This is a genomic window from Mycobacterium sp. E787, assembly GCF_001668725.1.
In the GTDB taxonomy this organism is placed as follows: Bacteria; Actinomycetota; Actinomycetes; order Mycobacteriales; family Mycobacteriaceae; genus Mycobacterium.
Genome location: NZ_LZKL01000055.1, coordinates 187,739 through 211,753 on the forward strand (window position 1 = coordinate 187,739; position 24,015 = coordinate 211,753).

Sequence of the window (24,015 nt, forward strand, 5' to 3'; positions counted from 1 at the left end):
AGGAAAGAGATGTCAGCACCCACAGCCGATGAGATCCGCGCGGCGGTCGGGCGGCACGTGGAATTGTGGAATGCCGGTGACAAGGAGGCGTGGCTCGCGCACTGGAAGCGCGTCGTGCCGGGCGAGGTCACGATGGAGGATCCTGTCGGCACGCCGGTCAAGCGGGGATGGGACGTCATGAGCGAGGTGTGGGACGCCTCGCCGAACGCCGAATGGAAGCTGGGCATCGACCTGCTCTACGTATGCGGTGCCACCGGCGCGGCCGTCATCCGCAACTCGGGCACCGTGAACGGGCAACCGGCGGTCATTCAGAGCATCGAGATCTACAAATTCGGCGACGACGGCTCGTTGCACACATCGACCTTCTGGGACCTCTCGGCCGGCAACGAGTACGCACAGTGGACGGCGGAGACGGGCGAGGCGCGGTGAATCAGGCCGGCCGGGGGGAGCGGGCCGATCAGGCCGAGCGGCGGATGCCGCGGCTGCGGCCGATGTCGCCCTTCAGGAGCAGGTCGCGCTCGGACTCCGACAGGCCACCCCAGACGCCGTAGGGCTCGCCGACCTCCAGGGCGTGGGAACGGCACTCCTGGATGACAGGGCACTGCCGGCACATCTCCTTGGCGCGCTGCTCGCGCTGCATGCGGGCGCGACCCCGCTCGCCGTCGGGGTGGAAGAACATCGACGAGTCAACGCCACGGCACAGGCCTTGCAGTTGCCAGTTCCAGATGTCGGCGTTGGGCCCAGGTAGCTGCTCCGGCTGTGGCATAGGATCGTTCCCTCTCTGCACGGCACGCCCAGAAGGACGGGTTTCGCGAAGCGCCCGAGAAGCGACCGTGCAAACTGATTTGGAGTGGAGTCACCGATGACTACCCGACAAACCTAGAACTTAGGTGCGGCGGCGAATTTCCGTCAATAGCCACTTAGGTCGGCAAAATATGTAAGCGTTGTAGCAAAATTTACTCGCCGTTCATCTGCCACCCATTCGGCGACCGAAAACCGTGCTAGCAGGCACTTGACCGAACCGAGATTTCCCAGCTCAGCGGCCGCGGCGGGAGGTGGAGCAATTAGTACGCGACCCATTGTGATTAACAGTTCGGTAACACGATCAGCACGAAGTGTTTACTACTATCACCGTGATTGAAACTCGTCACACTTCCGTGATTCAGCACACGCTGGCCGGCGCCGCCTTCGGCGGGCGACCGGATAGCTGGCCGCTGCCCGCCGCGACCGCTCCGGAGCAACTGTGGTTGCGCGCCGTCGCGGCGGGCGGGCAGGGCCGCTACGGCAGCGCCTATTGCGACCTGGCGGCGCTGCGGCGCGACGCCGCGGACGGCCGGCTGATCTCGCTGGCGCACAGCACCCAGGGGTCGTTCTTGCGCCAGCTCGGCTGGCACGCGGTGGCGCGGGGCTGGGACGGGCGCGCCCTGGCGCTGGCGGGCACGGATCCCGAGGCCCGCGCCGACGCGCTGATCGGGCTGGCGGCCGACGCGCTGGGCGTCGGCCGCTTCGCCGCCGCGGCAACGTTGTTGGGTCGCGTGGACCTCGGACACGACGCGGTCCCCGACCGGCTGCCGGTGCGCCGGCGGTGGGTGGCCGCCGAGCTGGCGATGGCCACCGGCGACGGCGAATCGGCCGTGCGGCACGCCGAGGAGGCGGTGGAACTCGCCGACGCGATGGGCCAACCCTCGGCGCGGCACCGGGTGAAAAGCGACGTGGTGCTGGCCGCCGCGCTGTGCAGCGCCGGCGACGCAGAGCGCGCCCGCGCGGTCGCGGAGGCGGCGCTGGACGCCACCGGTCGGCTGGGCCTGATACCGCTTCGCTGGGCGTTGGCTTGCTTGCTGAGCGACATCGAAAGCGTCACGTTTTCAGCACAAAAACTGGTTGAAATTCGCGATATCTGCGCAGGCCAGGTGCGGCGCGCCGGGGGCGCGTGGCGTTGCGCTTAAAACGGCCTTCCGCCCGCTATTGTCATTTCGACTGTTAGCCCGCGATGTGTCCCATTCGTAACGTTGGAGATACCGCCGTCGATGACAATTCAAGGCGAACGTCTCGACGCTGTGGTTGCGGAGGCCGTGGCGGGAGACCGCAACGCACTACGGGAGGTGCTGGAGACCATCCGTCCGATTGTCGTGCGATATTGCCGGGCGCGAGTCGGCACGGTCGAACGGGGCGGTCTGTCAGCAGACGACGTAGCTCAGGAGGTGTGCTTGGCCACCATCACGGCGCTGCCGCGGTACCGGGAGCGCGGGCGCCCGTTCCTTGCTTTCCTGTACGGCATCGCGGCCCACAAGATCGCCGACGCGCACCGAGCGGCCGGCCGTGATCGCGCCTACCCCGCCGAAACCGTTCCGGAGCGCTGGTCGCCCGAGGCGGGCCCGGAGCAGCGGGCCCTCGAGGCCGACTCGGTCAGCCGGATGAACGAGTTGCTCGAGATCCTGCCCGCCAAGCAGCGGGAGATTTTGATCCTGCGCGTGGTCGTCGGCCTGTCCGCCGAGGAGACCGCCGCCGCCGTCGGGAGCACCACCGGAGCGGTCCGCGTGGCCCAGCACCGGGCGCTGTCCCGGCTCAAGTCCGAAATCGTCGCGGCGGGTGACTATGCCTGAATCCCTGGACGAGTTCGCCCACACCGATTTGCTCCTCGACGCGCTCGCCGAGCGGCGACCGGTCGATCTGGACGATCCCGACGACCCCAATTTCGAAGCGCTGGCCGTGCTGCTGGAGGACTGGCGCGACGACCTGCGGTGGCCGCCGGCCAGCGCGCTGGTGTCGCCCGAGGAGGCCATCGAAGCGCTGCACACCGGGCTCGCCGAGCGGCGGCGCGCCCGCCGGGGCCTGGCGACCATCGGATCGGTCGCCGCCACGCTGCTGGCGCTGAGTGGGTTCGGCGCCATGGTGGTCGAGGCCCGTCCCGGGGACACGCTCTACGGCCTGCACGCGATGTTCTTCGACCAGCCGAGGGTCAACGACAGCCAGATCGAGCTGTCCGCCAAGGCCGAGCTGGCCAAGGTCCAGCAAATGATCGACCAGGGTCAGTGGGCGCAGGCCCAGAACCAGCTGGCCCAGGTGAGCAGCACAGTGCAGTCCATGAACGACGGGGCAAGCCGGAACGACCTGCTGGACGAGGTCAATCTCTTGAACACCCGCGTGGAATCCCGCAACCCGAACGCGACGGTGCCGCCCGCCGCGCCGAAACCCAAGGCGCCGGCCGCCTCGTCGACGTCGCCGGCCCAGCCCGGTCCGACCACGACACCGCCGAGCCCAACAGCAAGTTCCACGACGAGCCCGACAACGACGAGCCCGTCCTCGGGGCGGCATCGGCATCACGCGCATTCGTCGACGCCGTCATCGGCGGCGCCGGACGAGACGCCCTGACTCAGCGGCGGTGGAATCCGTCGGCGTCCGACGTCGCCTCGTTGAGTGAGGCGTCGGCGTAGCCCCGGCAGTAATCCCACGTGACGTAGGAGTCCGGTTCGGGGTCATAGGCGGGCTCGTGCGGGCGGACCGTGCCGTCGATGAGCAGCTGCAGCAGGTTGGCCCGCAACATGTCCCAGTCGTGGTAGTGGTCTTGCTGGCACTCGTCGCAACAGACCACCAGCCCGCGAATCCCCTTGTGCGCCAACAGGGCCTCGTACACGGCCAGATCGGCCAGGTCGGCCTCGACCGCCATCCGCTCCTGCTGATCCAGCGGTTGCCCGGGCTCGACGGCTTCGAGCGCCGCCGACGGATCGCAGGGGTCGTCGGCGAACGGGTCGGGTGGCAAACCCGGTGGGAGGTGGTCACGCACGCCCCTAGCCTACGCAGGGGGGCCGTCATAGCGCCAGCAGGGACATGCCCGCCGCCCGCCCTGCGCGGCACGCCCGGACAAGCGGGTCCGGGTGCCGCGGGAGCCGATAGGATGGGCTTCTCACTCCGCGCGCGTATGGAGGGCCTCCCGATGACCCGTGGCATGTCCCACTTGGAAGAAAGCTCCGACCTCGTTGTCGGCCCGTACGTGCGCGACCCCCGTCTCGCGGGACTGGCCGACGAGCCGGTGCCGACGGGCGGCGACAACCCGGACAAGATCGCGATGCTCGGCCTGACGTTCGACGACGTCCTGCTGCTGCCCGCGGCCTCCGACGTGGTCCCCGCGACGGCGGACACCTCCAGCCAGCTCACCAAGAAGATCAGGCTCAAGGTGCCGCTGGTCAGCTCGGCGATGGACACCGTCACCGAGTCACGGATGGCCATCGCGATGGCCCGGGCCGGCGGCATGGGCGTGCTGCACCGCAACCTGCCGGTCGCCGAACAGGCCGGCCAGGTCGAGATGGTGAAGCGCTCGGAGGCCGGCATGGTCACCGATCCCGTCACCTGCCGGCCGGACAACACGCTGGCGCAGGTCGACGCGCTGTGCGCCCGCTTCCGGATCTCCGGGCTGCCGGTGGTCGACGAGTCCGGCGCTCTCGTCGGCATCATCACCAACCGCGACATGCGGTTCGAGGTGGACCAGACCAAGCAGGTCGCCGAGGTCATGACCAAGTCCCCGCTGATCACAGCCCAGGAGGGCGTGTCCGCCGACGCGGCGCTGGGGCTGTTGCGGCGCAACAAGATCGAGAAACTGCCCGTCGTCGACGGCCACGGCCGGCTGACCGGACTGATCACCGTCAAGGACTTCGTCAAGACCGAACAGCACCCGCTGGCCACCAAGGACAGCGACGGGCGGCTGCTGGTCGGCGCCGCCGTCGGCGTCGGCGGTGACGCCTGGGTGCGGGCGATGATGCTGGTCGACGCCGGGGTCGACGTGCTGATCGTCGACACCGCGCACGCGCACAACCGGCTGGTGCTCGACATGGTCGGCAAGCTCAAGGCCGAGGTCGGCGACCGCGTCGAGGTGATCGGCGGCAACGTCGCCACCCGGGCGGCGGCCGCGGCGCTCATCGACGCCGGCGCCGACGCCGTCAAGGTCGGTGTGGGACCGGGATCGATCTGCACGACGCGCGTCGTGGCGGGCGTCGGCGCGCCACAGATCACGGCGATCCTGGAGGCCGTCGCGGTCTGCCGGCCGAGGGGTGTGCCGGTGATCGCCGACGGCGGGCTGCAGTATTCCGGCGACATCGCCAAGGCGCTGGCCGCCGGCGCGTCGACGGCCATGCTGGGCTCGCTGCTGGCCGGGACCGCGGAGGCGCCCGGCGAGCTGATCTTCGTCAACGGCAAGCAGTTCAAGAGCTACCGCGGCATGGGCTCGCTGGGCGCCATGCAGGGTCGCGGCGGCGGCAAGTCCTATTCCAAGGACCGCTATTTCGCCGACGACGCCCTCTCCGAGGACAAGCTGGTGCCCGAGGGCATCGAGGGCAGGGTGCCGTTCCGTGGGCCGCTGTCGTCGGTGATCCACCAGCTGACGGGCGGGCTGCGGGCGGCGATGGGCTACACCGGCTCGCCCACCATCGAGGCGCTCCAGCAGGCGCAGTTCGTCCGGATCACCGCGGCGGGCCTGCGCGAGAGCCACCCGCACGACGTCGCCATGACCGTCGAAGCCCCCAACTACTTCGCGCGGTGAACAGCGAACTGGCCATGGTCGAGATCGGGATGGGCCGCAACGCCCGTCGCACCTATGAACTGTCCGAGATCAGCATCGTGCCGTCGCGGCGCACCCGCTCGTCGCAGGACGTGTCGACGGCCTGGCAGCTGGACGCCTACCGGTTCGAGATCCCGGTCATCGCGCATCCGACCGACGCGCTGGTGTCGCCGGAGTTCGCCATCGAGCTGGGCCGGCTCGGCGGGTTGGGCGTGCTCAACGGCGAGGGGCTGATCGGCCGGCACGCCGACGTCGAGGCGAAGATCGCCCAACTGCTCGAGGCCGCCGAGAAGGAGCCGGAACCGTCGGCGGCGATCCGGTTGCTGCAGGAGCTGCACGCCGCGCCGCTCGACCCGGACCTGCTGGGCTCGGCGGTCGCCCGCATCCGCGAGGCCGGCGTGACCACCGCCGTCCGGGTCAGCCCGCAAAACGCGCAGGCGCTGACCCCGGCGCTGCTGCAGGCCGGGATCGACCTCCTGGCCATCCAGGGCACCATCGTCTCGGCCGAACGGGTCGCCAGCGACGGTGAGCCGCTGAACCTGAAGACCTTCATCTCCGAGCTCGACATCCCCGTGGTCGCCGGTGGGGTGCTGGATCACCGGACGGCGCTGCACCTGATGCGCACCGGCGCCGCCGGGGTCATCGTCGGCTACGGCTCCACCCGCGGCGTGACCACCAGCGACGAGGTGCTGGGCATCAGCGTGCCGATGGCCACCGCGATCGCCGACGCCGCCGCCGCACGCCGCGAATATCTCGACGAGACCGGCGGCCGGTATGTGCACGTGCTGGCCGACGGCGACATCCACACCTCCGGCGAGCTGGCCAAGGCCATCGCGTGCGGCGCCGACGCGGTGATGCTGGGCACGCCGCTGGCCGAGGCCGCCGAGGCGCTCGGCGGCGGGTGGTTCTGGCCGGCCGCGGCGGCGCACCCGTCGCTGCCGCGCGGGGCGCTGCTGCAGATCGCCGTGGGCGAGCGCCCGCCGCTGCGGCAGGTCCTGGGCGGCCCGTCCGACGATCCGTTCGGCAGCCTGAATCTGGTCGGCGGCCTGCGCCGGTCGATGGCCAAGGCCGGCTATTGCGACCTCAAGGAGTTCCAGAAGGTCGGCCTGACGGTCGGTAGCTGAGTTTCGGCGGCCGAACGTGCGGCCAGCTTCACGCTCGGCTCCCAGTGTGCGGCCAGCTTCACGCTCGTGCCAACGGCTCGGTGCTCGAGGCCCCTGGTTAGTTACCGGCGGGTACGGCCATACTGGTTGCCATGAAGCCGGATTACGACGTCCTGATCATCGGTTCGGGGTTCGGTGGCAGCGTCAGCGCGCTGCGGCTGACGGAAAAGGGCTACCGCGTGGGGGTGCTGGAGGCTGGCCGCCGCTTCTCCGACCAGGAATTCGCCGAGACCTCCTGGGACCTGCGCAAGTTTTTGTGGGCGCCCAAGTTGGGTTGCTACGGCATCCAGCGGATCCACCCGCTGCGCAACGTGATGATCCTGGCCGGCGCCGGCGTGGGCGGCGGTTCGCTCAACTACGCCAACACCTTGTACGTGCCGCCGGAGCCGTTCTTCAAAGACCCGCAGTGGGCCCACATCACCGACTGGCGTGACGAGCTGGCGCCGCACTACGAACAGGCGCAGCGGATGCTGGGCGTCGTCGAGAACCCGACGTTCACCGACGCCGACCGCCTGGTCAAGGAAGTCGCCGACGAGATGGGCTGCGGCGACACCTGGGTGCCGACGCCGGTGGGGGTGTTCTTCGGCCCGGACGGCACCAAGGCGCCGGGCAAGACCGTGCCCGACCCGTATTTCGGCGGGGCCGGGCCCGACCGCACCGGCTGCCTGGAATGCGGCTGCTGCATGACCGGCTGCCGCTACGGGGCCAAGAACACCCTCGTGAAGAACTACCTCGGCCTCGCCGAATCCCATGGCGCGCAAGTCATTCCGATGACCACGGTGAAGAGCTTCGAGCAGCGTCCCGACGGCCTGTGGGAGGTCCACACCGTGCGCACCGGGAGTTGGCTGCGGCGCGACCGGCGCACCTTCACCGCGGAAAACCTGATCCTGGCCGCCGGCACCTGGGGCACGCAGCACCTGCTGTTCAACATGCGCGACAAGGGCAAGCTGCCCCGCCTCTCGAAGCGCCTCGGCGTGCTGACCCGGACCAACTCCGAGTCGATCGTCGGGGCCGCCACGCTCGAGGTGCTGCCCGAGCTGGACCTGACGCACGGGGTGGCGATCACGTCGTCGATCCACCCGACGTCGGACACCCACATCGAGCCCGTCCGCTACGGCAAGGGCTCCAACGCGATGGGGCTGCTGCAGACGCTGATGACCGACGGCCCCGGGGCGGAGGGGCCCGATGAAGACTACGTGCCGCGCTGGAAGCAGTTGCTACAGCAGGGCCGGGAGGACCCGCGCGGCATCCTGCGGATGATCAACGTGCGCCAGTGGAGCGAGCGCACGGTGATCGCGCTGGTGATGCAGCACCTGGACAACTCGATCACGACGTTCACCAAGCGCGGCAAGCTCGGAATCCGCTGGTACTCCAGCAAGCAGGGGCACGGCCAGCCGAACCCGTCGTGGATCCCGGTCGGCAACGAGGTCACCCGGCGCATCGCCGCGAAGATCGACGGCGTGGCCGGCGGCACCTGGGGCGAGTTGTTCAACATCCCGCTGACCGCCCACTTCCTCGGCGGCGCGGTGATCGGCGACAGCCCCGAACACGGCGTCATCGACCCGTACCACCGGGTCTACGGCTACCCCACGCTGTTCGTGGTGGACGGCGCGGCGATCTCGGCGAACCTGGGCGTCAACCCGTCGCTGTCCATCACCGCACAGGCCGAGCGGGCCGCGTCGCTCTGGCCGAACAGGGGCCAGAACGACGTCCGGCCGCTGCAGGGCGACGCCTACCGCCGGCTGAATCCGATCCCGCCCGAGCGTCCGGTGGTCCCGGCGCACGCGCCCGGCGCGTTGCGCTGGCTACCGATCGACCCGGTGAGCAGCGCGGGCTGACGGCCGTGACGATCGCGAGGCGCGCGTTGGGGGCACCTCCCGCTTGCGGGGGACCGGGCGCTGCGGGTCGTCACCACCCCTGCAGGTCAGCTCGCGAGCGCGTCGAGCGGGGCACCGCTGACGACGCGGCTGCGTTGCCCGTGCACGTTGACCGGCACGTCACCCATCAGCGTCACCCGGTGCATCAGCCGACGCTGGCCGTCGTAGTCGTCGATCGCCCGGTGCTGGGTCGCCCGGTTGTCCCAGATCGCGACGTCGCCGTACGCCCAGCTCCAGCGAATGGTGTTCTCGGGCATGGTGATTCGACGCTGCAGCAGATCGAACAGCATGCTCGATTCGTAGCTGTCCAGCCCGGTGAAACCGCGCACGAAATCTCCCAGCACCAGCGTCCGCTCACCGGTTTCCGGGTGCACGCGCACCACGGGGTGCTCGGTCTGGAACTCCTTTTTCTCGAAGGCCTGCCGGAACGCCCGCTGCGCGTCGGTGAGCTGTTCGGCGTTCACGTAGTCATACCGGTTGGTGTGCAGCGCCCAGAGGTTTTCGACGAGGCACTTCAGCGGCTCGGGCAGCTGCTCGTAGGCGGCCGCCGTCGACGCCCACAGGGTCGAGCCGCCATAGCTGGGCAGGGTGACCGCGCGCAGGATCGACGCCGCCGGGTAGTTGGCCGCGAACGTGACGTCGGTGTGCCAGCGGTTGGCCTTGCCGTATTCGGAGTTGATCGGGGTGATGACCGGTGCGTCCTTGCCGGCGAGGAACGCCGCGGCCGGGTGGCCGATCGGGGTGCCCAGCAGCCGGGCGAAGGCGAGCTGTTGCTCGTCGTCGAGATGGTCCTGTCCGCGGAAGAAGATCACCTTGTGGGTCACCAGTGCCCGGTGGATCTCGTCGAGGGTGCCCCGGTCGAGGTCGCCGCCGAGGCGCACGCCGTCGAGTCGGGCGCCGATCCGGCTGCCCAGCTTGGTGACGGTGATGGAGTCGGTCATTTCTTCCGTCCTTCGGTCAAGTTCGCTGTAGTCAACTGACTACATGGGTTAGTGTAGTCATATGACTACGCGTTCGGCAAGGGCCGCTGGGACAAATTCCGCCGGGCAGGGAGCCCTCACCGGGCAGGGAGCGCCGACCGGCCGGGAACAGGTGGGCGCCGCCATCCTGGAGGCCGCCACCGACCTGTTCGCCGAGCGGGGCCCGGCCGCGACGTCGATCCGCGACATCGGCGCCCGGTCAAAGGTCAACCACGGGTTGGTGTTTCGCCACTTCGGCACCAAGGACAAGCTCGTCGGCGCGGTGCTCGATCACCTCGGCGCGACCACGACGGCGTTGCTGCAGAGCGACCCGACCCCCGAGGAGGCGGAGCGAGCGTTGGACCGACACCTGCGGGTGATGGCACGCACGCTGCTCGACGGCTACCCCGCGGGCAAGTTGCAGTCCCGGTTTCCGGGCGCCTCGCAGCTGTACGACGACATTCGTCCCCACCACGGCCCCGGCCCCGAGGGCGACCTCAGCGCGCGCCTGGCGGTCGCGAATGCCTTTGCGCTGCAGTTCGGTTGGCGGCTGTTCGCGCCGTTCCTGCGTTCGGCGGTCGGCATCGAGGACCTGACGGAGGCCGACCTACGGCAGGCGGTCGTCGCCGAGATGGGCCGGATCGTCGAACCTCATTGAGTTCGGGCCAGGGCGCGCCGGTGCATCGGCTCGCGACCCGGCGGTTGCTGCGGCAGCGGCAGCAGCGGCTTGCGGACGCGCACGGCGACGGTCGTCGGCGAATCGGTCTTCAGCGTCAGTTGTTCGCCGGAGTGCCGGAGGGTGAGCTCGTGATCGGGCCCGTCGTCCACCGCGTAGGTGACCTCGGAGTGGTTGACGTCGACGGTCAGCCGGAACTCTTGCCAGCGCAGGCGGAACCGGAGGCGCGAAATGCCGTCGGGCAGTTGGGGATCCAGTGACAGGATGCCCTCGTCATCGCGCAGGCCGCCGAACCCCGCCACCAGCGTCATCCAGGCCCCGGCCAGCGAGGCCATGTGCAATCCGTCGCGGGTGTTGTGGTGCAGGTCGCGCAAGTCGATCAGCGCGGCCTCGTAGGCGTAGTCGTGGGCCAGCTCCAAATGCCCGACCTCGGCGCACATCACGGCTTGCGTGCAGGCCGACAGCGACGAGTCGCGCACCGTGCGCCGTTCGTAGTAGTCGACGTTGCGGGCCTTCTGTTCCGGCGTGAAGGCGTGGCTCTGCCACTGCATCGCCAGCACGAGGTCGGCCTGTTTGATCACCTGGGCCGGATAGAGCCGCACGTAGGCCTCGTGCAGCAACAGGGGATAGGTGGTGTTCTTCTGGAAATCCCATTCGGCGAAGGTGGTGAATCCCTCGCACTGCTGGTGGACGCCCAGTTCGGCGTCGTACGGGATGTTGACGGCGTCGGCCGCGTCGCGCCAGGAGGCCGCCTCCTCGGTGGTGACTTCCAGCGCCGCCGCCTGCTCGGGGTGGCGGTTGCACGCGTCGGCCGCGGTCACCAGGTTGTGCGCCGCCATCAGGTTCGTGAAGACGTTGTCGCGGACGATCGCCGTGTATTCGTCGGGTCCTGTGACCCCGTCGAGGTGCCAGACGCCGTGCCGGTCATGGTGCCCGAGCGACATCCACAGCCGGGCGGTCTCGACCAGTACCTTCAGGCCGCAGTCCCGCTCCAGGTCGTGGTCTCCGGTGACGACGCGGTAGCGCTCGAAGGCCATCGCGACGTCGGCGTTGATGTGCCAGGCCGCCGTGCCGGCCGGCCAGTACGCCGAGCACTCCTGCCCGCGGATCGTTCGCCACGGGAAGCTGGCCCCGTCCAGGCCGAGTTCGGCCGCGCGCTCCTTGGCCAGTTCCAGCGTCGACGCGCGCCAGCGCAACGCGTCGGCGGCGGCGTGCGGCGCGGTGTAGGTGAGCACCGGCAGCACGTAGGCCTCGGTGTCCCAGAAGGCGTGGCCGTCGTAGCCGGTTCCGGTGAGCCCCTTGGCGGCGATGGCGCGGCGTTCGGCGCGGGCGCTGGCCTGCAGCAGGTGGAACATCCCGAACCGCACGGCCTGCTGGGATTCGGGGTCGCCTTCGACCTCGACGTCCGCGTTCTCCCAGAAGTTGTCGAGGTAGGACCGCTGCGCTTCCAGCAATCCCTGCCAGCCGGTGTAGCGGGCGCTGTGGATGGCCGCGGCGGCCTGGTCGCGCAGGGCAGGTCGGGAGCGCATGCTCGACCAGCCGTATGCCAGGTACTTGACGATGCGCAGCTTCTGGCCGGCCCGAAGCCCGCAGATCACGGTGGTCCGGGCCAGGTCCGGGCGGGCGTCGGTGCTGAACTCGACGCGCCCGGGCACGTCGATCTCGTGATCCATCGCCGCGGACATCATCAGGGCACTGGCCCGGGTCCGGTGCATGAGAAGCGCTCCGGTCTCGGTGTTTTCGTGGTCGACGGCCTCGAGCGGGCGCTCGAGGATCGCCGACACCCGCGGGTCGTCGGAGGTCTCCGGCTGGTCCTCGTTGGTGACCAGTTCGGATTGCACGGTCACGCGCACGAATTCCTCGACCGCCTCGACGACGTACTCGATGGCCGCGACGCCGCGCTGGGCCAAGGAGACCAGGCGGGTGGACACGACCCTGACCTGCTTGCCGTTGGGCGAGCGCCAGTCCGCGCGACGGGTCAGTGTCCCGGCGCGCAGGTCGAGCACCCGCTCGTGGGAGAGCAACTCGCCGTAGCGGACGTCGAACGGCTCGTCCTCGACGAGCAGCCGGATGATCTTGCCGTTGGTGACGTCGACGATCGTCTGGCCGGCCTCGGGGTAGCCGTAACCGGCCTCGGCGTACGGCAGCGGCCGGATCTCGTAGAAGGAGTTCAGGTAGGTGCCCGGCAGGCCGTGCGGTTCACCCTCGTCCAGGTTGCCGCGCAGCCCGATGTGCCCGTTGGACAAGGCGAACAGCGATTCCGATTGGGCCAGCAGGTTCAGGTCGAGCCGCGTCTCGCGGACCTGCCACGGTTCGACGGGAAATTCTTCCTCGGTGATCATGGGTTCAGCAGCTCGGCCAGATCGGTGACGACGACGTCGGCGCCGTTGCGGCGCAGGTCCTCGGCCTGGCCCACCCGGTCGACGCCCACCACGTAGCCGAAGTTACCGGCGCGGCCGGCCTGCACGCCCGACAGTGCGTCCTCGAAGACGGCCGCGGCGTCGGCGCTGACGCCGAGCAGCTCCGCCCCGCGCAGGTAGGAGTCGGGTGCCGGCTTGCCGGCGATGTGTTCCTCGCGCAGCGTGACGCCGTCCACCCGTTGCTGGACGAACCGGTCCAGGCCGGTGATCTCGAGGACGTCGCGGGTGTTCGCGCTCGAGGACACCACGGCGATGCCCAGGCCCGCGGCCGAGACCGCCTCCAGGTAGCGCCGCGACCCGTCGAAAACCTCGACGCCGTCGTCGTGCAGCACCTTCTGGAACATCTCGTTCTTGCGGTTGCCCAGGCCGTAGATCGTTTCCTTGTCGCCGGCGTCATCCGGGTCGCCGTCGGGCAGCTCGATTCCGCGGCTGTCCAGAAACGACCGGACCCCGTCTTCGCGCTTCTTGCCGTCGACGTATTCGCGGTAGTCGCGGGCCGGGTCGAACGGGACGAACTTCTCCCCGGTCCGCTCGGCCCGTTCGGACAGGTAGGCGTCGAACATGGCCTTCCACGCCTTGGTGTGCACGCTCGCGGTGTCGGTGAGCACACCGTCGAGGTCGAACAGACAGGCACGCACCTTCTCCGGCAGACCCAGCGTTGGGCTCACTGCGGACCTCACTCTCAGCTGGCGGGCGATTACTTGGTGCGATACCCACTCCACCATGCCGAGATGCCTGCCGCCAGGGATCGCCGGTCGTTGCGCTGCCGACTCAGGTGTCGTTCAGCAGACCGCGCTCGATGAGGTCCAGCACCCGGGCCCGCAACGATCTGATGGCGGCTGGGCTCGCGGGCAGCGGTCCGTCGAGGAGCAGGCCGGCCAGGCCGTGCACGGCGGACCAGGCGGCGACCTCGGCCCCCTGCCTGCGGCGGGCGTCCAGCAGGCCGGCGGCCTGGGCTTCGTCGAGCACCTGGCCGAGAACCTCGAAGGGGTCGGCGGTGGCGTCGGTCGGCTCGGCGGACGTCGCGGGATGCGAGGTGAACGCGGTGCGAAACAGCCCCGGCTCGGAGATCGCGAAGTCGATGTAGGCGGTGCCGACGGCGCGCAGTCTCTTGCGCGGGTCGGTGCTGCGATTGACCCTTTGGCGCATCTGCTCGGCGAGTTCATGGCGCGCGAAGCGCGACACCTCGGCCAACAGCGCCTCGCGGTCCGCGAAGTGGCGGTAGGCGGCCGAGTGTGACACCCCGGCGGCCCGGGCCGCCTCGCGCAGGATCACGCGGTCGGGCCCGCCCTCGCGGGCCAGGGCGATGCTCGCCTCGATCAGGGCCGACTGCAACGCACCGTGGTGGTAGCCCTTTTTGCCGGCCGGCGCGGCGTCGTCGGAACCCATGCCACCAGAATCTCATGCCCGCCGGAATGTTGACAACGGTCACATCCCCGTCCATACTGCAGATGTAACCACTGGTCACATCTCGAAAGGGGAACTCCAATGACGAACGCACGCGTGCTGGTCACCGGCGCCACGGGAAAGGTCGGCGGCGCGGTGGTGAGCCAATTGCTGGAACGGGGCGTGGCCACCAGGGCATTGGTGCATCGCGACGACGGCCGCAGCGCCCGGCTACGCTCCCTGGGCGCGGAGGTCGTCGTGGCGGATATGCTTGATATTCAACAGGTTCGGGCTGCGGTCCACGGCGTGGATCGACTGTTCTTCAACCCCCCGTACCACCCGCATGCGCTCGACAGTGCGGTCAGCTTTGCCGTGGCCGCGCGCAGCGCCGGCGTCGAGGCGGTGGTCGCGCTGGGCCAGTGGCTGGCCAGCCCCGAGCATCCGTCGTTGATGACGCGCCAACAGTGGTTGTCCGACAAGCTGTTTGCGCTGCTGCCCGACACCGCTCACGTCGCGGTCGATCCCGGCTTCTTCGCGGACAACTACTTCCAGGTCCTGCCGGTAGCGGCCCAACTCGGGGTGCTGCCGATGCCGGCGACGGGGGGCCGACTCAACGCGCCCCCGTCCAACGAGGACATCGCCCGGGTCGCGGTGGGCGCATTGCTCGACCCGCACCGTCATGACGGACGGGCCTACCGACCGACCGGGCCAAAGCTGTTGTCCGGCAAAGACATCGCCGACGCGGTCGGTGAAGCGCTCGGCCGGCGCGTCCGGCTCATGGAGATTCCCCCGTGGATGTTCCTGCGAGCGGTGCGCGTGAACGCCAAGCGACTCGGAGCCGACACGTTCTTCCAGTCCGGGTTGCGCCATTACCTGCCCGAGACCGCTCTGGGAAGCTGGGAAGTGGGCGGCCCGACCACCGACGTGCGTGATGTCGCCGGCGTGGAACCCGAAGACTTTCTCACCATCGCCCGCCGCTACGTCGCAGCCGCGGACACCCGGCGCACCGCGGGCAGGATCGCGCGCGAGATCGGGAATCTCATGCTGACCGGGTTGGTGCCCACGCCCCGGCTCGACCGCTTCGACAGGCGCCAGCAGCATCCGCAGCCTGCCCGGCCCCGGTATTCCGCCGAGTCGGCCGTGTGGCGAAGCGAGCACGTCCCGTCAGTTGACGCGACCCACTACCGGTTCGCCCGTGCCGGGACGCCGCCCGCAGCGGCGGCCCCGGGCCGACTCTGGGACGAACGGTTGTCGTCCTAGCGACCGCGCCCGGTCAGCGGTGACGCCCGTCGTGCAGCGGTCACCACGCCTGGGCGGAAAGGCACTGGCTTGGCTCGGATTCGCAAAATGGTGTGACTCCGCGGAACCGATACCGGTGGGCGGCCACCCATCGGTACACGGCCTCTTGTATCGGGCCCATCCCGGGTATGCGGTAGACGCGCAGCGGCAGTTGTGTGCCCAGCGCAGCTGAGAGTGCCGCGTTCACCGCCTCCGCGCCGGCGAACACTGCACCGGATCGGTCCAGCCACCAAACGGATTGCAGCAACCGCTCAGTCGAAACGCCCAGCCGTTGGGCGGTACCGGGTCTTTGCATCGGTTCGGTTCGCAATCGGCCGGTTCGGTTCAACCGGAGCAGAGCGTTGCGCGCGCGCGTGCACATCCCGCAGTTGCCGTCGAAAAAGAGAACTTCATCCATAGTGTTCATCATGCGCCCCTTTCGGCGGGTAGAGCCTCGAGCCGCCACCGACGAGTGCGGGCACTGCGTGGCCGCCTATCGCACCAGTGCCGCCGGCGACAAATATGCGCACGCGCATCCCTCTTCGTCGAAATCGGCTACGTGGCGCCGAACACCAGTGGGACGGTCAGTGGTCCGCGGACGGCGGGGGTGTCGCGCCAGCGCACATCGCCAGCCAGAATGGGTTGGCGGTTAAGGATTCTCGGTAGGGCCTGGGTCAGCTCGAGTCGCGCGAGCGCGGCGCCGAGGCAGTAATGCGCCCCGTACCCGAACGACAGGGGGGCGGGCCCGGTGCGATCGAGCCGGAATTGAGCGGGCTGGTCGAAAACGGCTGGATCGCGGTTCGCTGCCGCGACGGCGACCAGAGCGCTGTCCCCGGCCAGGATTTCGACTTCCGCGACGATGCGGTTCGTGGTGGCGGTGCGCACCGTGGACTGCACGGGTCCGTCAAGTCGAATGAGTTCGGTCACCATCGCCGGATCCGCGGCGTCGACGTCGTCGGCGATCCGTCGCCCGTCTGGCCCGGGTGTCAGCAGCCTCGTCAAGCCCGCCCCGAGGAGATTTGCGGTTGTTTCGTGGCCCGCGACGGCGATGAGGATGGCCGTCATGACTACCTCGTCGAGCAGGAGCTCGGGGTCGGCGGCGATGAAGCTCAGCAGGTCGTCGCCCGGGCGGGCGCGCCGATCGGCGGCCATCGGCAAAAACTGGGCCATGAGGATGGCCGAGGCGGTCGTACCCGAGGCGATCTCGTCGGGGTCGGCGAGCGTCCCCAGCATGCGGATGATGGTCGGCGACAAGTCACGCAACAGGCGGGAGGTCTCCGGGTCGAGGTTGAGCCATTCGCCGATCACGGTGATCGGCAAGGGCAGGGCGATTTCGGACATGAAGTCGAACACCGTGCCGGCCGCCCGCTGCCCGATCAGCGCATCGGCGATCGCCTCGACGCCCGCAGTGAGCTCGACGACGAAGGATTTGGTGAAGCAGTCGCGCACCGAGCCACGCAAGCGGTGATGGTCGGCGCCATCGGCGAAAAGCATTGAGCGCCGGATGAAGTCATGGCTGACCGCGTCCGTCGATGCTCGCACGAGGGCATTGGCCAGTGGATCGCTCGTCCATCCGGCTCCCCCCAGCACCTGGCGCGCAGCGTCGTAGCCTAGGACGAGCCAGGCTTGGGCGGTGTCGTCCCACACGACGTCGCCCTCGCGGCGACGCGCCTCGTAGTAGGGGTAGGGATCGGACGGATCCCACGGCAGGCGAGCGCCCGCTACATCAGTGGTCGTCATGGTGGTCCATTCCGTAGGGCAGGCCGCGATCACGCACCCAGGCGTCGTGTTGGTGGCCCAGTTCGGTGATCGGGGCGGCCACGCCGTCCATGTCGTCCAGCATTGCTCGTGCATAAAATGCCGCGCGCAGGGTGGTGAAGACCGCGTTCATCGAAAGGTTCAGCCGCGAGAAGAAGACGAAGTCCGGGGGCACCGCCATGCGGCGCAGGGGGTGATCGGCCGCGCGCACGTCGAGCAGAAACTGGATGGCGCGTTCAGAGGCCTCCTCGCTGTAGGTGGCCGGTTGCGGTGCCAGCAATTCGTAGATGATTCCCTCCCACCACTGATAGGCCTCGGCGGCACTCAGGGTCGAATCGGCGGTGAGGAAACCGCTTTCGATCATCAGTTCCCGTAGCTCGCTCGTGCGTCGATTCACAGCGGCGTGCACCATGCCCACGATCCGGCGGCGTAGGTGCTCGGGGAGGATCTTCACGCAGCCGAAGTCGACGAATCCCACCGTGCCGTCCGCGCCGAAGCGATAGTTGCCGGGGTGCGGGTCGGCGTGGAACAGGTTGGCGTGCCGGTAGGAGCCGGTGGCAAACCGCGCAATCACCTCGGCCCAGGTGTTCTTGAGGGTCTGATCGGCGTCCTGAGCCGCGGCCCAATCCCATCCGTCCAAGTAGGTCATGGTGAGCACGCGATCTCCCGAGGCCTCCGGAACCACTTCGGGAACCCGGATGAACGGATGCCCGCGATAAAGTTCGTTGAACGCGGCGATATTGGCGGCCTCGTGCCGGTAGTCGACTTCCTCCGAGATGCGCGCGGAAATCTCTTCAGCGGCCTTGTCGATGTCGGGCATCGCGGCGCCCAGTACGCTGGCGGCGCCGGCGGCGAACCGGAATACGGTCGCCAGCAGCTCGGTGTTGGAGAGGTCGTCCCGGATCGCCTGCGCGACACCGGGATATTGAAGCTTGACGGCCACCTGGCGCCCGTCATGCAAAACGGCGCGATGGACCTGGCCGATGGAGGCGGCCGCCATCGGCTCGTCGGTGAACTCGGCGAAGACCACCCCGGCGGGCCGGCCGAGCTCGTCCTCCAAAACCTTCCGGGCGAGCGTCGAGTCCATCGGTGGGGCGTCGGCCTGCAACCGCGCCAGCGCCTTTTGATACGGGGAGAGCTCGCCGGCACCAACCGCGGCGGCGTCGACCATCGAAACCAGTTGCCCCGCCTTCATCAGCACGCCTTTTGAGTGGCCGAGCAAGTCCGCATAACGCTCCGCGGTTCGTTCATGGAATCGCTCGATCGCGCCCGCGTCGCCGGCTTTCTCCCGCAGGGCGGCCACCATGCGGCCGCCGGCGGCGCGGGCGGTGAAGCCGGCCAGGGGCATCGTGCGGCGCATCCTGCCGCGGGGCACGGAACGATCGGTGTCTGCCATCTCGACCTTCCCCTGCCCCAGCGCCGGTGTTATATAGTGCCCTTGTACCGAATATAAGCATCCACATATAGGACGGTCAAGGTTGTCGACATCGACGAAGGAGCGGTTGGTCACCGAGGCCATGCGCTTGTTCAGCGAACAGGGCTACCGCGCGACCAGCATCAACCAGATCGAGAAGGCCGCGGGCCTGGTGCCCGGCTGCGGCGCGCTGTACAACCACTTCAAATCCAAAGAAGCACTTCTCGCCGCCGGCATCGACCGCCAACTCGATCGCCGTCGCGCGATGCACGACATCAGCGCGCTGTTCGCCGGCCAGGGTGATCTGCGCACCGAACTAATGCTCCTGTGCCGCTACCTCATGAGCGTCCTGGACCGCGAAAGCGAATTCCTCCAAGTCGCCGCCCGCGCCCCCGCGGGCCAATCGACTCGCCTGCACGACGCCTATGCCGCGCTCGTCGACGGGCTGTACGGCGAACTCGCCGACTGGATCACCGGGTGCGCGCCGAAGGTCAAGGAGTCCGAAGCCAAAAGGATCGCCATCGTCGGCGTCAGCGCCCTCCTCGGAAAGCGGGCCACCCGAATCGTCTTCCACAGCACACAAGTTGACACACCCGACGAGGAGTTCGTTGCCGACTGGACGGCGATGCTGGCCGGCCGGATCGAATCGGCCACGCGTACTTAGTCTCCGCGCCGGACCGGAAGCCGGCACGCCGCCGGGGCACGAAGAAGCCGCGACGCAGCGCGGGTTTGGTTCATGAACCGGTCGCGTGCCGGATGATGCGGACCATCTCGGCGGGGCGCTCGAGGGCCGAGAAGTGGCCTACACCGCTCACCGTGATGGCCCGCACACCGAGTAGGCGAGCGACCTCGTCCCGCTCCGCTGGACGCGACCAATCGCGCTCGCTGTACACCAGCGTGACGGGTGTACTCACCTGCGCGTAGCGGCTTTTCGCTTCGATGAACCCGGCGAGGCTGCGCATGATGGCCCGATTCACCTTCGGGTAGCCGGGCCGGCGGCCGCTTCGCCGCAGCTCGGCGACGAAGTCCTCCGGCAGCGCGTGACGGTCGGCGAAGCCGCCGGCCAGCACGCCTTCGAGGATGATGCGGTTTTCCAGTCGGGCGAAGATCGGTCCCGACCCGGGCGGGCGGACGCCGGAACCGATCAGGCGGGCGAACCAGTTGCCGCGTTCGAGGCCGCTCGGATAGTCGTAGGGGTTGAAGGCCACGACACCGCGCACGTTGTCGGTCAGCTCTATCGACGCCAACAGCGCCAGCGCCCCTCCCATCGACTCACCCGCCAGCGTGGCGTTGTGCAGGTCGAGCTCGGTGATGAATTCGACGACGGCGCCGCGCAATTCAGGCTCACCATAACGCGCGCCGGGGACGATGTCCGACCATCCCATGCCGGGGAGGTCCAGCGCGTACACCGTGAAGTCGTCCGACAGCGCGGGCACGACGCGCTGGAAGTAGTCCAGCTGTGTGCGGACGGTGTGGAGCAGGACCAGCGGCGGGCCGGTTCCGGTCGTGAAGTAACGCAACCGGGAGCCGTCGGACCGCGGCAGGAACCCGACCGCGCCCCGGCCGCGGCTCCAGGTCAGCGTGTAGTGCTGGTCCGTAATCTCGTTGATCTGCATGGTGTTTACGCTTCCGCAATCGCCTGGATCGCGCGAAGGCGCCCGTCGGCCAGGGCCTGGGTGAGATTTTCGGCTTTTCGGCGGAAGTCGGTGACGAAGGCCTGCAGGCCCAGCGGGTTGTCGGGCTGGGCCAGCAAGGCCTGCATGAGCGCGGCCGCCTGGTCGGTGAGGTCGTTCCACGCTTCGACGGCGAATCCGGCGGATTCGACCAGGGCGCGCAGCTCACCGGGGGTCACCAGGTGGCTGCGTGCGGGGTGGTCGGCCCACGGCAGGGGATAGTCGAGCGCGCGGCCGTCAACAATCGTGATGTCCCACAGGGCAAGGCGCCCGCCATCTTTCAGCACCCGGTGCGCTTCGGCGTAGAGGCGCACCTTGTCGGCCACGTTCATCTGGACGTGCTGACTGACGGCGACGTCAAAACCGCCGTCGGCGAAGGGGAGTTCGGTGACGTCCGCCTGACGAACAGATATCCGGTCGTCGAGCCCGACGAGCCGGTTGAGCCAGCGATTGGTTTCGCAGTATTCGTCGGTGAGATCCACGGCGGTGACTCGGGACCCGTAGCGGTCGGCGACGTAGCGGGCCGTGCCGCCGACTCCGCTGCCGGCGTCGAGCACTTCGCTGTCGGCGGTGATGCGCGCCAGACCCACCAGCTCGGCGGTGGCGAAGCGGCCCATCGTGTGGAAGTCCTCGAGCAGGCCCAGGTCGGCGGGCGCGAGGCTCTCGAGGTCCTTGCCGGCGGAACGCAGCGCCCGTTCGATGTTGTTGCGCGACAGGCCGGTCGAGTACTGGGCTTCGATGGTGTCGTTCATTTCTGCACCTTCGTCCATGCGGTGATGATCGGGGGCATCGTGATGAGGGCGTCGGCGGCCCGCGCCTCTTCCCGGAAGCGTGGCACGAAATCGTCGATGTCGGCGACCTCGTCGATGGCGAAGCCCCCTCGTTCCGCGACGGGGGAGACCAGCCGCCAGACCTCCGCGGCGTAGGCCAGTAAGTCGGCGTCGGCGGCGGTGCCGGTCGGCGTGCCCTGCGTCAACCGCGGTACGCCCAGGCCGGCGTCGGCGAAGATGGTGTGCAACGTGGCGCCGAACCGCGCGCTGAGCCCCATGGCCCCGAAGGCGCGGGCGATACCCGCTATCACCCGGTCGAACAGCGGCAGGTCCGGGACGCAGCGCGCGGAGGTGACGTCGATCTCCGAGAACGCGATGATGCCGCCGGGGCGCACAAACGAGCTGAGGTGCCGCAGCGTGGCGGCAGGGTCGGGCAGGTGCATCAAGATCAGCCGGCCGACGACGGCGTCCACGGGTTCGTCCAGGGTGATCGCGTCGATTGCGCCGTGGGTGAAACGCACTGTTGCCAGGCCCTTTTCGGCGGCGCGGGCGCGGGCCAGCTCGACCATCGCGGGCGCGGCGTCGACGCCGAGCACGCTACCGCCTGCGCCGACCAGCCGCGCGGCGACGAACGACACATCACCGGGACCGCTGCCGATATCGAGCACCCGCATGCCCGGAAGCAGGCCGGCGAGCCGCAGCGCATGCTCGGTGTAGTCGTCGTACAGCCTTCCCTGCAGGAGGAGCCGCTGCACCTCCACGTCGGCGTGGCCGAGGACATACGTGCTGTCGGTTGTACTCATCAGTTCCCTGCCGTTCTCTGTGGTGGGGGCTAGGCCTCGGCCAGCGCGGGGGACGGCGCCGCTTCCCGCGCGCGGGCCGGCAAGAGCCAGGCCACAGCGATCGCGGCGCCCAGCGCGATGCCCGCGCACACCAGCGAGCTCACCTGCAGGCCGTCCAGGAATGCGCGATCGACGACGGCACGGACGTGGCCGGCCTGCTGGGCGGGCAACCGTCCGATAACCGTGTGCGCCAACGCCATCGAGTGCCGCATCGCCTCGCCGGGTAATCCGGGCAGAGCCGTTGACCCGAGATGCCCCGAGTACACCGACGCGAAGATGCTGCCGGCGATGGCAACGCCGAGGGTGCCGCCGAGTTCGCGCGTCGTGTCGTTGACGGCCGAGCCGACCCCGGCCTTGTCGACCGACAGCGATCCCATGATGGCCTCGGTGGCCGGCGAAACCGTCAGACCGAGGCCGCCGCCGAGCAGCAACATCTGCATGGCGATTTGGTCGTAGGGGGTGGCGGCGTCGGCCGTGGACGCCCACGCCAGGCCGGCGGCGAACACGGTCAGCCCGCCCGCGACGACTGCGGTGGTGCCGACCCTTTCCACCAGGCGCGGCCCCACGAGGCTGGCCAGCGCGATGGAGACGGCGACGGGCAGCAGGCGCACGCCGGCCTGGAACGCCGTGTAGTCCTTGATGAATTGGAAGTACTGGGTGATGACGAAGATGAACCCGAACAGCGTGAGGAAGCCGGCGGTCACCGCCAGGCTGCCGCCGGAGAACCGGCGGTTTCCGAACACCGAGACGTCCAGCATCGGGTGGGTGCTGCGCCGCTCCCATGCGGCAAATCCGGCGAGAACGACCGCGGCGAGCGTGAACCCGGCTGCCGTGCGGACGTTCGTCCATCCCCACGTGGGCGCCTCGATAACCGTGTAGACCAACGTCGTGATCCCGGCCGCGGACAGGATCAGGCCGGGAATGTCGACGCGCGGCGCCGCCGGGTCGCGCGAGGTCGGGACGAACAGGACACCGCCGGCGATGGCCAGCACCGCGATGGGGATGTTCACCATGAAAATCGAGCCCCACCAGAAGTGTTCGAGCAGCCAGCCGCCGCTGATCGGTCCCACGGCCACTCCGACGCCCACCATCGCCGCCCACAGCCCGATCGCCTTCGCGCGCGGCGCCGGGTCGGTGAAGATGTTGGTGATCAGCCCCAGCGTGGTTGGGAAGATCACCGCCGCGCCCACGCCCATGGCGGCGCGGGCCGCGATCAGCGCGTCGGCCGAATTAACCTGCGCCGCAACGCCGGAGGTCAGGGCGAACAGGGCCAGGCCCAGGCTCAGCGAACCGCGCCTGCCGAAGCGGTCGGACAGGCTGCCGGCCGACAGCAGCAGCCCCGACATCACCAGGGTGTAGGCGTCGACGATCCATTGCAGCTGGGCGGTGTCGGCGTCGAGTTCGCGCGACAGGGTGGGCAGCGCGACGTTGACGATGGTGGCGTCGACGCTGATGACGAAGACGCCGAGGCAGATGACGCCGAGCGCGGCGATCGGGCGATTCCGGAATATCGGTTCGGTGGGCATGGACAAGACGCTAAAGCTGATAGACAAATAAATCAAGTAAAGAGTTGAAAAAGACGTCTATGCGCAGGTAGACTGGCATGGTGGCGTCCCGCAGGAACTACAACCAGAACTGCCCGATCGCGCGTGGCCTCGACGTCCTCGGCGAGCGGTGGACGCTGCTGATCCTGCGCGAGCTGGTCGGGGGCGCCCGCCGCTACGGCGACCTGCGCGACGCGCTGCCCGGCATCGCGACCAATCTGCTGGCCGAGCGGCTAAAGGAATTACAAGAGGCGGGGATCGTCGACCGGATCGACCTGCCCGCCCCGATCGGGCGTACCGTGTACACGCTCAGCGACCTGGGCTGGCAGCGGGTGCTGCCGGTGTTGCGGAGCGTCGCGTGGTTCGGGCTGGACCGGATGGACCCGATCGAGGACGGCCCGGGAACGCCCTTGAACGGTTTCCTGGCCGGATTCCTGCTCGGCTTCGATTCGGCCGGCGCGGCTGGCCTGGAGGCCACGATCCGCATCGAGATAGACGGCCGCCGTTTCGAATTCGCGGTCACACAGGGCAGGCTCGCCGGCGCGCGTGGCGAGCCTGCGGTGACCGTGACCGCCAGCGCGGCCGATCTGGTCGCCGCCCGCCTCGGGGCAACCGAGGCCAAGCGCAAGGCGGGGCTGCGGCACATCACCTTCGACGGCGACCCCGCGGCCGTCGACGCGGTGCGCCGGGCCTTCGCGCTGTAG

At 69.0% G+C, this 24,015-nt stretch carries 24 protein-coding genes; 11 read left to right on the top strand and 13 right to left on the bottom strand.

Annotated features, from left to right (window positions below):
• Window positions 1-9 precede the first annotated feature (9 nt).
• Window positions 10-429, top strand: coding sequence for a hypothetical protein (locus A5705_RS11980; protein ID WP_068277666.1), 420 nt, complete (start codon window positions 10-12; stop codon window positions 427-429).
• A 28-nt stretch (window positions 430-457) separates the two neighbouring features.
• Here A5705_RS11980 and A5705_RS11985 read toward each other — a convergent pair whose 3' ends face one another.
• Window positions 458-766 carry a WhiB family transcriptional regulator gene (locus tag A5705_RS11985; protein ID WP_067873618.1) on the bottom strand — a complete coding sequence of 103 codons (309 nt, stop codon included), beginning with the start codon at window positions 764-766 and terminating at the stop codon, window positions 458-460.
• Window positions 767-1,133: 367 nt separating this feature from the next.
• Between A5705_RS11985 and A5705_RS11990 the strand changes: the two genes are divergently transcribed.
• The 3 genes from A5705_RS11990 to A5705_RS12000 all read left to right on the top strand — a co-directional run bounded on the left by A5705_RS11990 (window position 1,134) and on the right by A5705_RS12000 (window position 3,372).
• Window positions 1,134-1,946: a hypothetical protein gene (locus A5705_RS11990; RefSeq protein WP_068277669.1), complete on the top strand. Its 813-nt coding sequence runs from the start codon at window positions 1,134-1,136 to the stop codon at window positions 1,944-1,946.
• An 81-nt stretch (window positions 1,947-2,027) separates the two neighbouring features.
• Window positions 2,028-2,603, top strand: coding sequence for a sigma-70 family RNA polymerase sigma factor (locus tag A5705_RS11995; RefSeq protein WP_067873813.1), 576 nt, complete (start codon window positions 2,028-2,030; stop codon window positions 2,601-2,603).
• Window positions 2,596-3,372: an anti-sigma-D factor RsdA gene (locus A5705_RS12000; RefSeq protein WP_082956426.1), complete on the top strand. Its 777-nt coding sequence runs from the start codon at window positions 2,596-2,598 to the stop codon at window positions 3,370-3,372. The genes A5705_RS11995 and A5705_RS12000 overlap by 8 nt, the downstream gene beginning before the upstream one ends.
• A 1-nt stretch (window position 3,373) precedes the next feature.
• Here A5705_RS12000 and A5705_RS12005 read toward each other — a convergent pair whose 3' ends face one another.
• Window positions 3,374-3,784, bottom strand: a complete 411-nt coding sequence (locus A5705_RS12005; protein WP_066933952.1) for a DUF5319 domain-containing protein — start codon at window positions 3,782-3,784, stop codon at window positions 3,374-3,376.
• Window positions 3,785-3,934: 150 nt separating this feature from the next.
• Here A5705_RS12005 and guaB point away from each other — a divergent pair, with 150 nt between their 5' ends.
• The 3 genes from guaB to A5705_RS12020 all read left to right on the top strand — a co-directional run bounded on the left by guaB (window position 3,935) and on the right by A5705_RS12020 (window position 8,552).
• The gene (guaB, locus tag A5705_RS12010; RefSeq protein ID WP_068277716.1) at window positions 3,935-5,533 is read left to right on the top strand and encodes an IMP dehydrogenase; all 1,599 of its coding nucleotides are present in this window, start codon (window positions 3,935-3,937) and stop codon (window positions 5,531-5,533) included.
• 14 nt (window positions 5,534-5,547) lie between these two features.
• Entirely contained in the window at window positions 5,548-6,675 is a 1,128-nt protein-coding gene (locus A5705_RS12015) for a GuaB3 family IMP dehydrogenase-related protein (protein WP_068277719.1), read from the top strand.
• Window positions 6,676-6,806: 131 nt separating this feature from the next.
• Window positions 6,807-8,552 (top strand): GMC oxidoreductase, encoded by a 1,746-nt coding sequence (locus A5705_RS12020; protein WP_068277675.1) that lies wholly within the window; start codon window positions 6,807-6,809, stop codon window positions 8,550-8,552.
• 86 nt (window positions 8,553-8,638) lie between these two features.
• Here A5705_RS12020 and A5705_RS12025 read toward each other — a convergent pair whose 3' ends face one another.
• Entirely contained in the window at window positions 8,639-9,532 is an 894-nt protein-coding gene (locus A5705_RS12025; protein ID WP_068277677.1) for a TauD/TfdA family dioxygenase, read from the bottom strand.
• 61 nt (window positions 9,533-9,593) lie between these two features.
• On the opposite strand from A5705_RS12025, the gene A5705_RS12030 reads away from it, so the two are divergent.
• Complete coding sequence (locus A5705_RS12030; RefSeq protein WP_082956427.1) at window positions 9,594-10,208, top strand: TetR/AcrR family transcriptional regulator; 615 nt, start codon at window positions 9,594-9,596, stop codon at window positions 10,206-10,208.
• Here A5705_RS12030 and A5705_RS12035 read toward each other — a convergent pair.
• From A5705_RS12035 to A5705_RS12045, 3 genes are read right to left on the bottom strand one after another with little or no spacing between them, the layout of a single operon-like run.
• Window positions 10,202-12,568 (bottom strand): glycoside hydrolase family 65 protein, encoded by a 2,367-nt coding sequence (locus A5705_RS12035; RefSeq protein WP_068277679.1) that lies wholly within the window; start codon window positions 12,566-12,568, stop codon window positions 10,202-10,204. The genes A5705_RS12030 and A5705_RS12035 overlap by 7 nt on opposite strands.
• A complete protein-coding gene (locus tag A5705_RS12040) occupies window positions 12,565-13,371 on the bottom strand; it encodes a beta-phosphoglucomutase family hydrolase (RefSeq protein ID WP_082956428.1) in 807 nt (268 codons plus the stop codon). Before A5705_RS12040 ends, A5705_RS12035 begins: the two co-directional genes overlap by 4 nt.
• 46 nt (window positions 13,372-13,417) lie before the next feature.
• Window positions 13,418-14,035, bottom strand: coding sequence for a TetR/AcrR family transcriptional regulator (locus tag A5705_RS12045; protein ID WP_068277684.1), 618 nt, complete (start codon window positions 14,033-14,035; stop codon window positions 13,418-13,420).
• Window positions 14,036-14,134: 99 nt separating this feature from the next.
• Here A5705_RS12045 and A5705_RS12050 point away from each other — a divergent pair, with 99 nt between their 5' ends.
• Window positions 14,135-15,292: an NmrA family NAD(P)-binding protein gene (locus tag A5705_RS12050; protein WP_068277687.1), complete on the top strand. Its 1,158-nt coding sequence runs from the start codon at window positions 14,135-14,137 to the stop codon at window positions 15,290-15,292.
• 40 nt (window positions 15,293-15,332) lie between these two features.
• Here A5705_RS12050 and A5705_RS27155 read toward each other — a convergent pair whose 3' ends face one another.
• The 3 genes from A5705_RS27155 to A5705_RS12060 form a co-directional block, all read right to left on the bottom strand.
• Entirely contained in the window at window positions 15,333-15,740 is a 408-nt protein-coding gene (locus tag A5705_RS27155; RefSeq protein WP_369829597.1) for a thiol-disulfide oxidoreductase DCC family protein, read from the bottom strand.
• Window positions 15,741-15,865: 125 nt separating this feature from the next.
• On the bottom strand, window positions 15,866-17,050 hold the full coding sequence (locus A5705_RS12055; RefSeq protein ID WP_068277691.1) for a cytochrome P450: 1,185 nt from the start codon (window positions 17,048-17,050) through the stop codon (window positions 15,866-15,868).
• Window positions 17,037-18,464, bottom strand: a complete 1,428-nt coding sequence (locus A5705_RS12060; RefSeq protein ID WP_082956430.1) for an AarF/ABC1/UbiB kinase family protein — start codon at window positions 18,462-18,464, stop codon at window positions 17,037-17,039. Before A5705_RS12060 ends, A5705_RS12055 begins: the two co-directional genes overlap by 14 nt.
• A gap of 121 nt (window positions 18,465-18,585) precedes the next feature.
• On the opposite strand from A5705_RS12060, the gene A5705_RS12065 reads away from it, so the two are divergent.
• Window positions 18,586-19,146, top strand: coding sequence for a TetR/AcrR family transcriptional regulator (locus A5705_RS12065; protein WP_068277725.1), 561 nt, complete (start codon window positions 18,586-18,588; stop codon window positions 19,144-19,146).
• 70 nt (window positions 19,147-19,216) lie between these two features.
• On the opposite strand, the gene A5705_RS12070 is transcribed toward A5705_RS12065, so the two are convergent.
• Genes A5705_RS12070 through A5705_RS12085 form a run of 4 tightly spaced genes read right to left on the bottom strand, consistent with a single transcriptional unit; the run spans window position 19,217 to window position 23,293 of the window.
• Window positions 19,217-20,098 carry an alpha/beta fold hydrolase gene (locus tag A5705_RS12070; protein WP_068277694.1) on the bottom strand — a complete coding sequence of 294 codons (882 nt, stop codon included), beginning with the start codon at window positions 20,096-20,098 and terminating at the stop codon, window positions 19,217-19,219.
• 5 nt (window positions 20,099-20,103) lie between these two features.
• Window positions 20,104-20,907 carry a class I SAM-dependent methyltransferase gene (locus A5705_RS12075; RefSeq protein WP_068277695.1) on the bottom strand — a complete coding sequence of 268 codons (804 nt, stop codon included), beginning with the start codon at window positions 20,905-20,907 and terminating at the stop codon, window positions 20,104-20,106.
• Window positions 20,904-21,728, bottom strand: coding sequence for a class I SAM-dependent methyltransferase (locus A5705_RS12080; protein WP_068277698.1), 825 nt, complete (start codon window positions 21,726-21,728; stop codon window positions 20,904-20,906). The genes A5705_RS12075 and A5705_RS12080 overlap by 4 nt, the downstream gene beginning before the upstream one ends.
• A 29-nt stretch (window positions 21,729-21,757) precedes the next feature.
• The gene (locus tag A5705_RS12085; protein WP_068277700.1) at window positions 21,758-23,293 is read right to left on the bottom strand and encodes an MFS transporter; all 1,536 of its coding nucleotides are present in this window, start codon (window positions 23,291-23,293) and stop codon (window positions 21,758-21,760) included.
• Between the two features lie 77 nt (window positions 23,294-23,370).
• On the opposite strand from A5705_RS12085, the gene A5705_RS12090 reads away from it, so the two are divergent.
• Entirely contained in the window at window positions 23,371-24,015 is a 645-nt protein-coding gene (locus A5705_RS12090; protein WP_067873660.1) for a helix-turn-helix domain-containing protein, read from the top strand.

Excerpts from the sequence above, each read along its gene's own strand:
- A5705_RS11980 (WP_068277666.1), top strand. The coding sequence starts at position 10 with ATGTCAGCACCCACAGCCGATGAGATCCGCGCGGCGGTCGGGCGGCAC.
- A5705_RS11985 (WP_067873618.1), bottom strand. The coding sequence starts at position 766 with ATGCCACAGCCGGAGCAGCTACCTGGGCCCAACGCCGACATCTGGAAC.
- A5705_RS11995 (WP_067873813.1), top strand. The coding sequence starts at position 2,028 with ATGACAATTCAAGGCGAACGTCTCGACGCTGTGGTTGCGGAGGCCGTG.
- A5705_RS12000 (WP_082956426.1), top strand. The coding sequence starts at position 2,596 with ATGCCTGAATCCCTGGACGAGTTCGCCCACACCGATTTGCTCCTCGAC.
- guaB (WP_068277716.1), top strand. The coding sequence starts at position 3,935 with ATGACCCGTGGCATGTCCCACTTGGAAGAAAGCTCCGACCTCGTTGTC.
- A5705_RS12015 (WP_068277719.1), top strand. The coding sequence starts at position 5,548 with ATGGTCGAGATCGGGATGGGCCGCAACGCCCGTCGCACCTATGAACTG.
- A5705_RS12020 (WP_068277675.1), top strand. The coding sequence starts at position 6,807 with ATGAAGCCGGATTACGACGTCCTGATCATCGGTTCGGGGTTCGGTGGC.
- A5705_RS12025 (WP_068277677.1), bottom strand. The coding sequence starts at position 9,532 with ATGACCGACTCCATCACCGTCACCAAGCTGGGCAGCCGGATCGGCGCC.
- A5705_RS12030 (WP_082956427.1), top strand. The coding sequence starts at position 9,594 with ATGACTACGCGTTCGGCAAGGGCCGCTGGGACAAATTCCGCCGGGCAG.
- A5705_RS12035 (WP_068277679.1), bottom strand. The coding sequence starts at position 12,568 with ATGATCACCGAGGAAGAATTTCCCGTCGAACCGTGGCAGGTCCGCGAG.
- A5705_RS12040 (WP_082956428.1), bottom strand. The coding sequence starts at position 13,371 with ATGGTGGAGTGGGTATCGCACCAAGTAATCGCCCGCCAGCTGAGAGTG.
- A5705_RS12045 (WP_068277684.1), bottom strand. The coding sequence starts at position 14,035 with ATGGGTTCCGACGACGCCGCGCCGGCCGGCAAAAAGGGCTACCACCAC.
- A5705_RS12050 (WP_068277687.1), top strand. The coding sequence starts at position 14,135 with ATGACGAACGCACGCGTGCTGGTCACCGGCGCCACGGGAAAGGTCGGC.
- A5705_RS27155 (WP_369829597.1), bottom strand. The coding sequence starts at position 15,740 with ATGATGAACACTATGGATGAAGTTCTCTTTTTCGACGGCAACTGCGGG.
- A5705_RS12055 (WP_068277691.1), bottom strand. The coding sequence starts at position 17,050 with ATGACGACCACTGATGTAGCGGGCGCTCGCCTGCCGTGGGATCCGTCC.
- A5705_RS12060 (WP_082956430.1), bottom strand. The coding sequence starts at position 18,464 with ATGGCAGACACCGATCGTTCCGTGCCCCGCGGCAGGATGCGCCGCACG.
- A5705_RS12065 (WP_068277725.1), top strand. The coding sequence starts at position 18,586 with ATGCGCTTGTTCAGCGAACAGGGCTACCGCGCGACCAGCATCAACCAG.
- A5705_RS12070 (WP_068277694.1), bottom strand. The coding sequence starts at position 20,098 with ATGCAGATCAACGAGATTACGGACCAGCACTACACGCTGACCTGGAGC.
- A5705_RS12075 (WP_068277695.1), bottom strand. The coding sequence starts at position 20,907 with ATGAACGACACCATCGAAGCCCAGTACTCGACCGGCCTGTCGCGCAAC.
- A5705_RS12080 (WP_068277698.1), bottom strand. The coding sequence starts at position 21,728 with ATGAGTACAACCGACAGCACGTATGTCCTCGGCCACGCCGACGTGGAG.
- A5705_RS12085 (WP_068277700.1), bottom strand. The coding sequence starts at position 23,293 with ATGCCCACCGAACCGATATTCCGGAATCGCCCGATCGCCGCGCTCGGC.
- A5705_RS12090 (WP_067873660.1), top strand. The coding sequence starts at position 23,371 with ATGGTGGCGTCCCGCAGGAACTACAACCAGAACTGCCCGATCGCGCGT.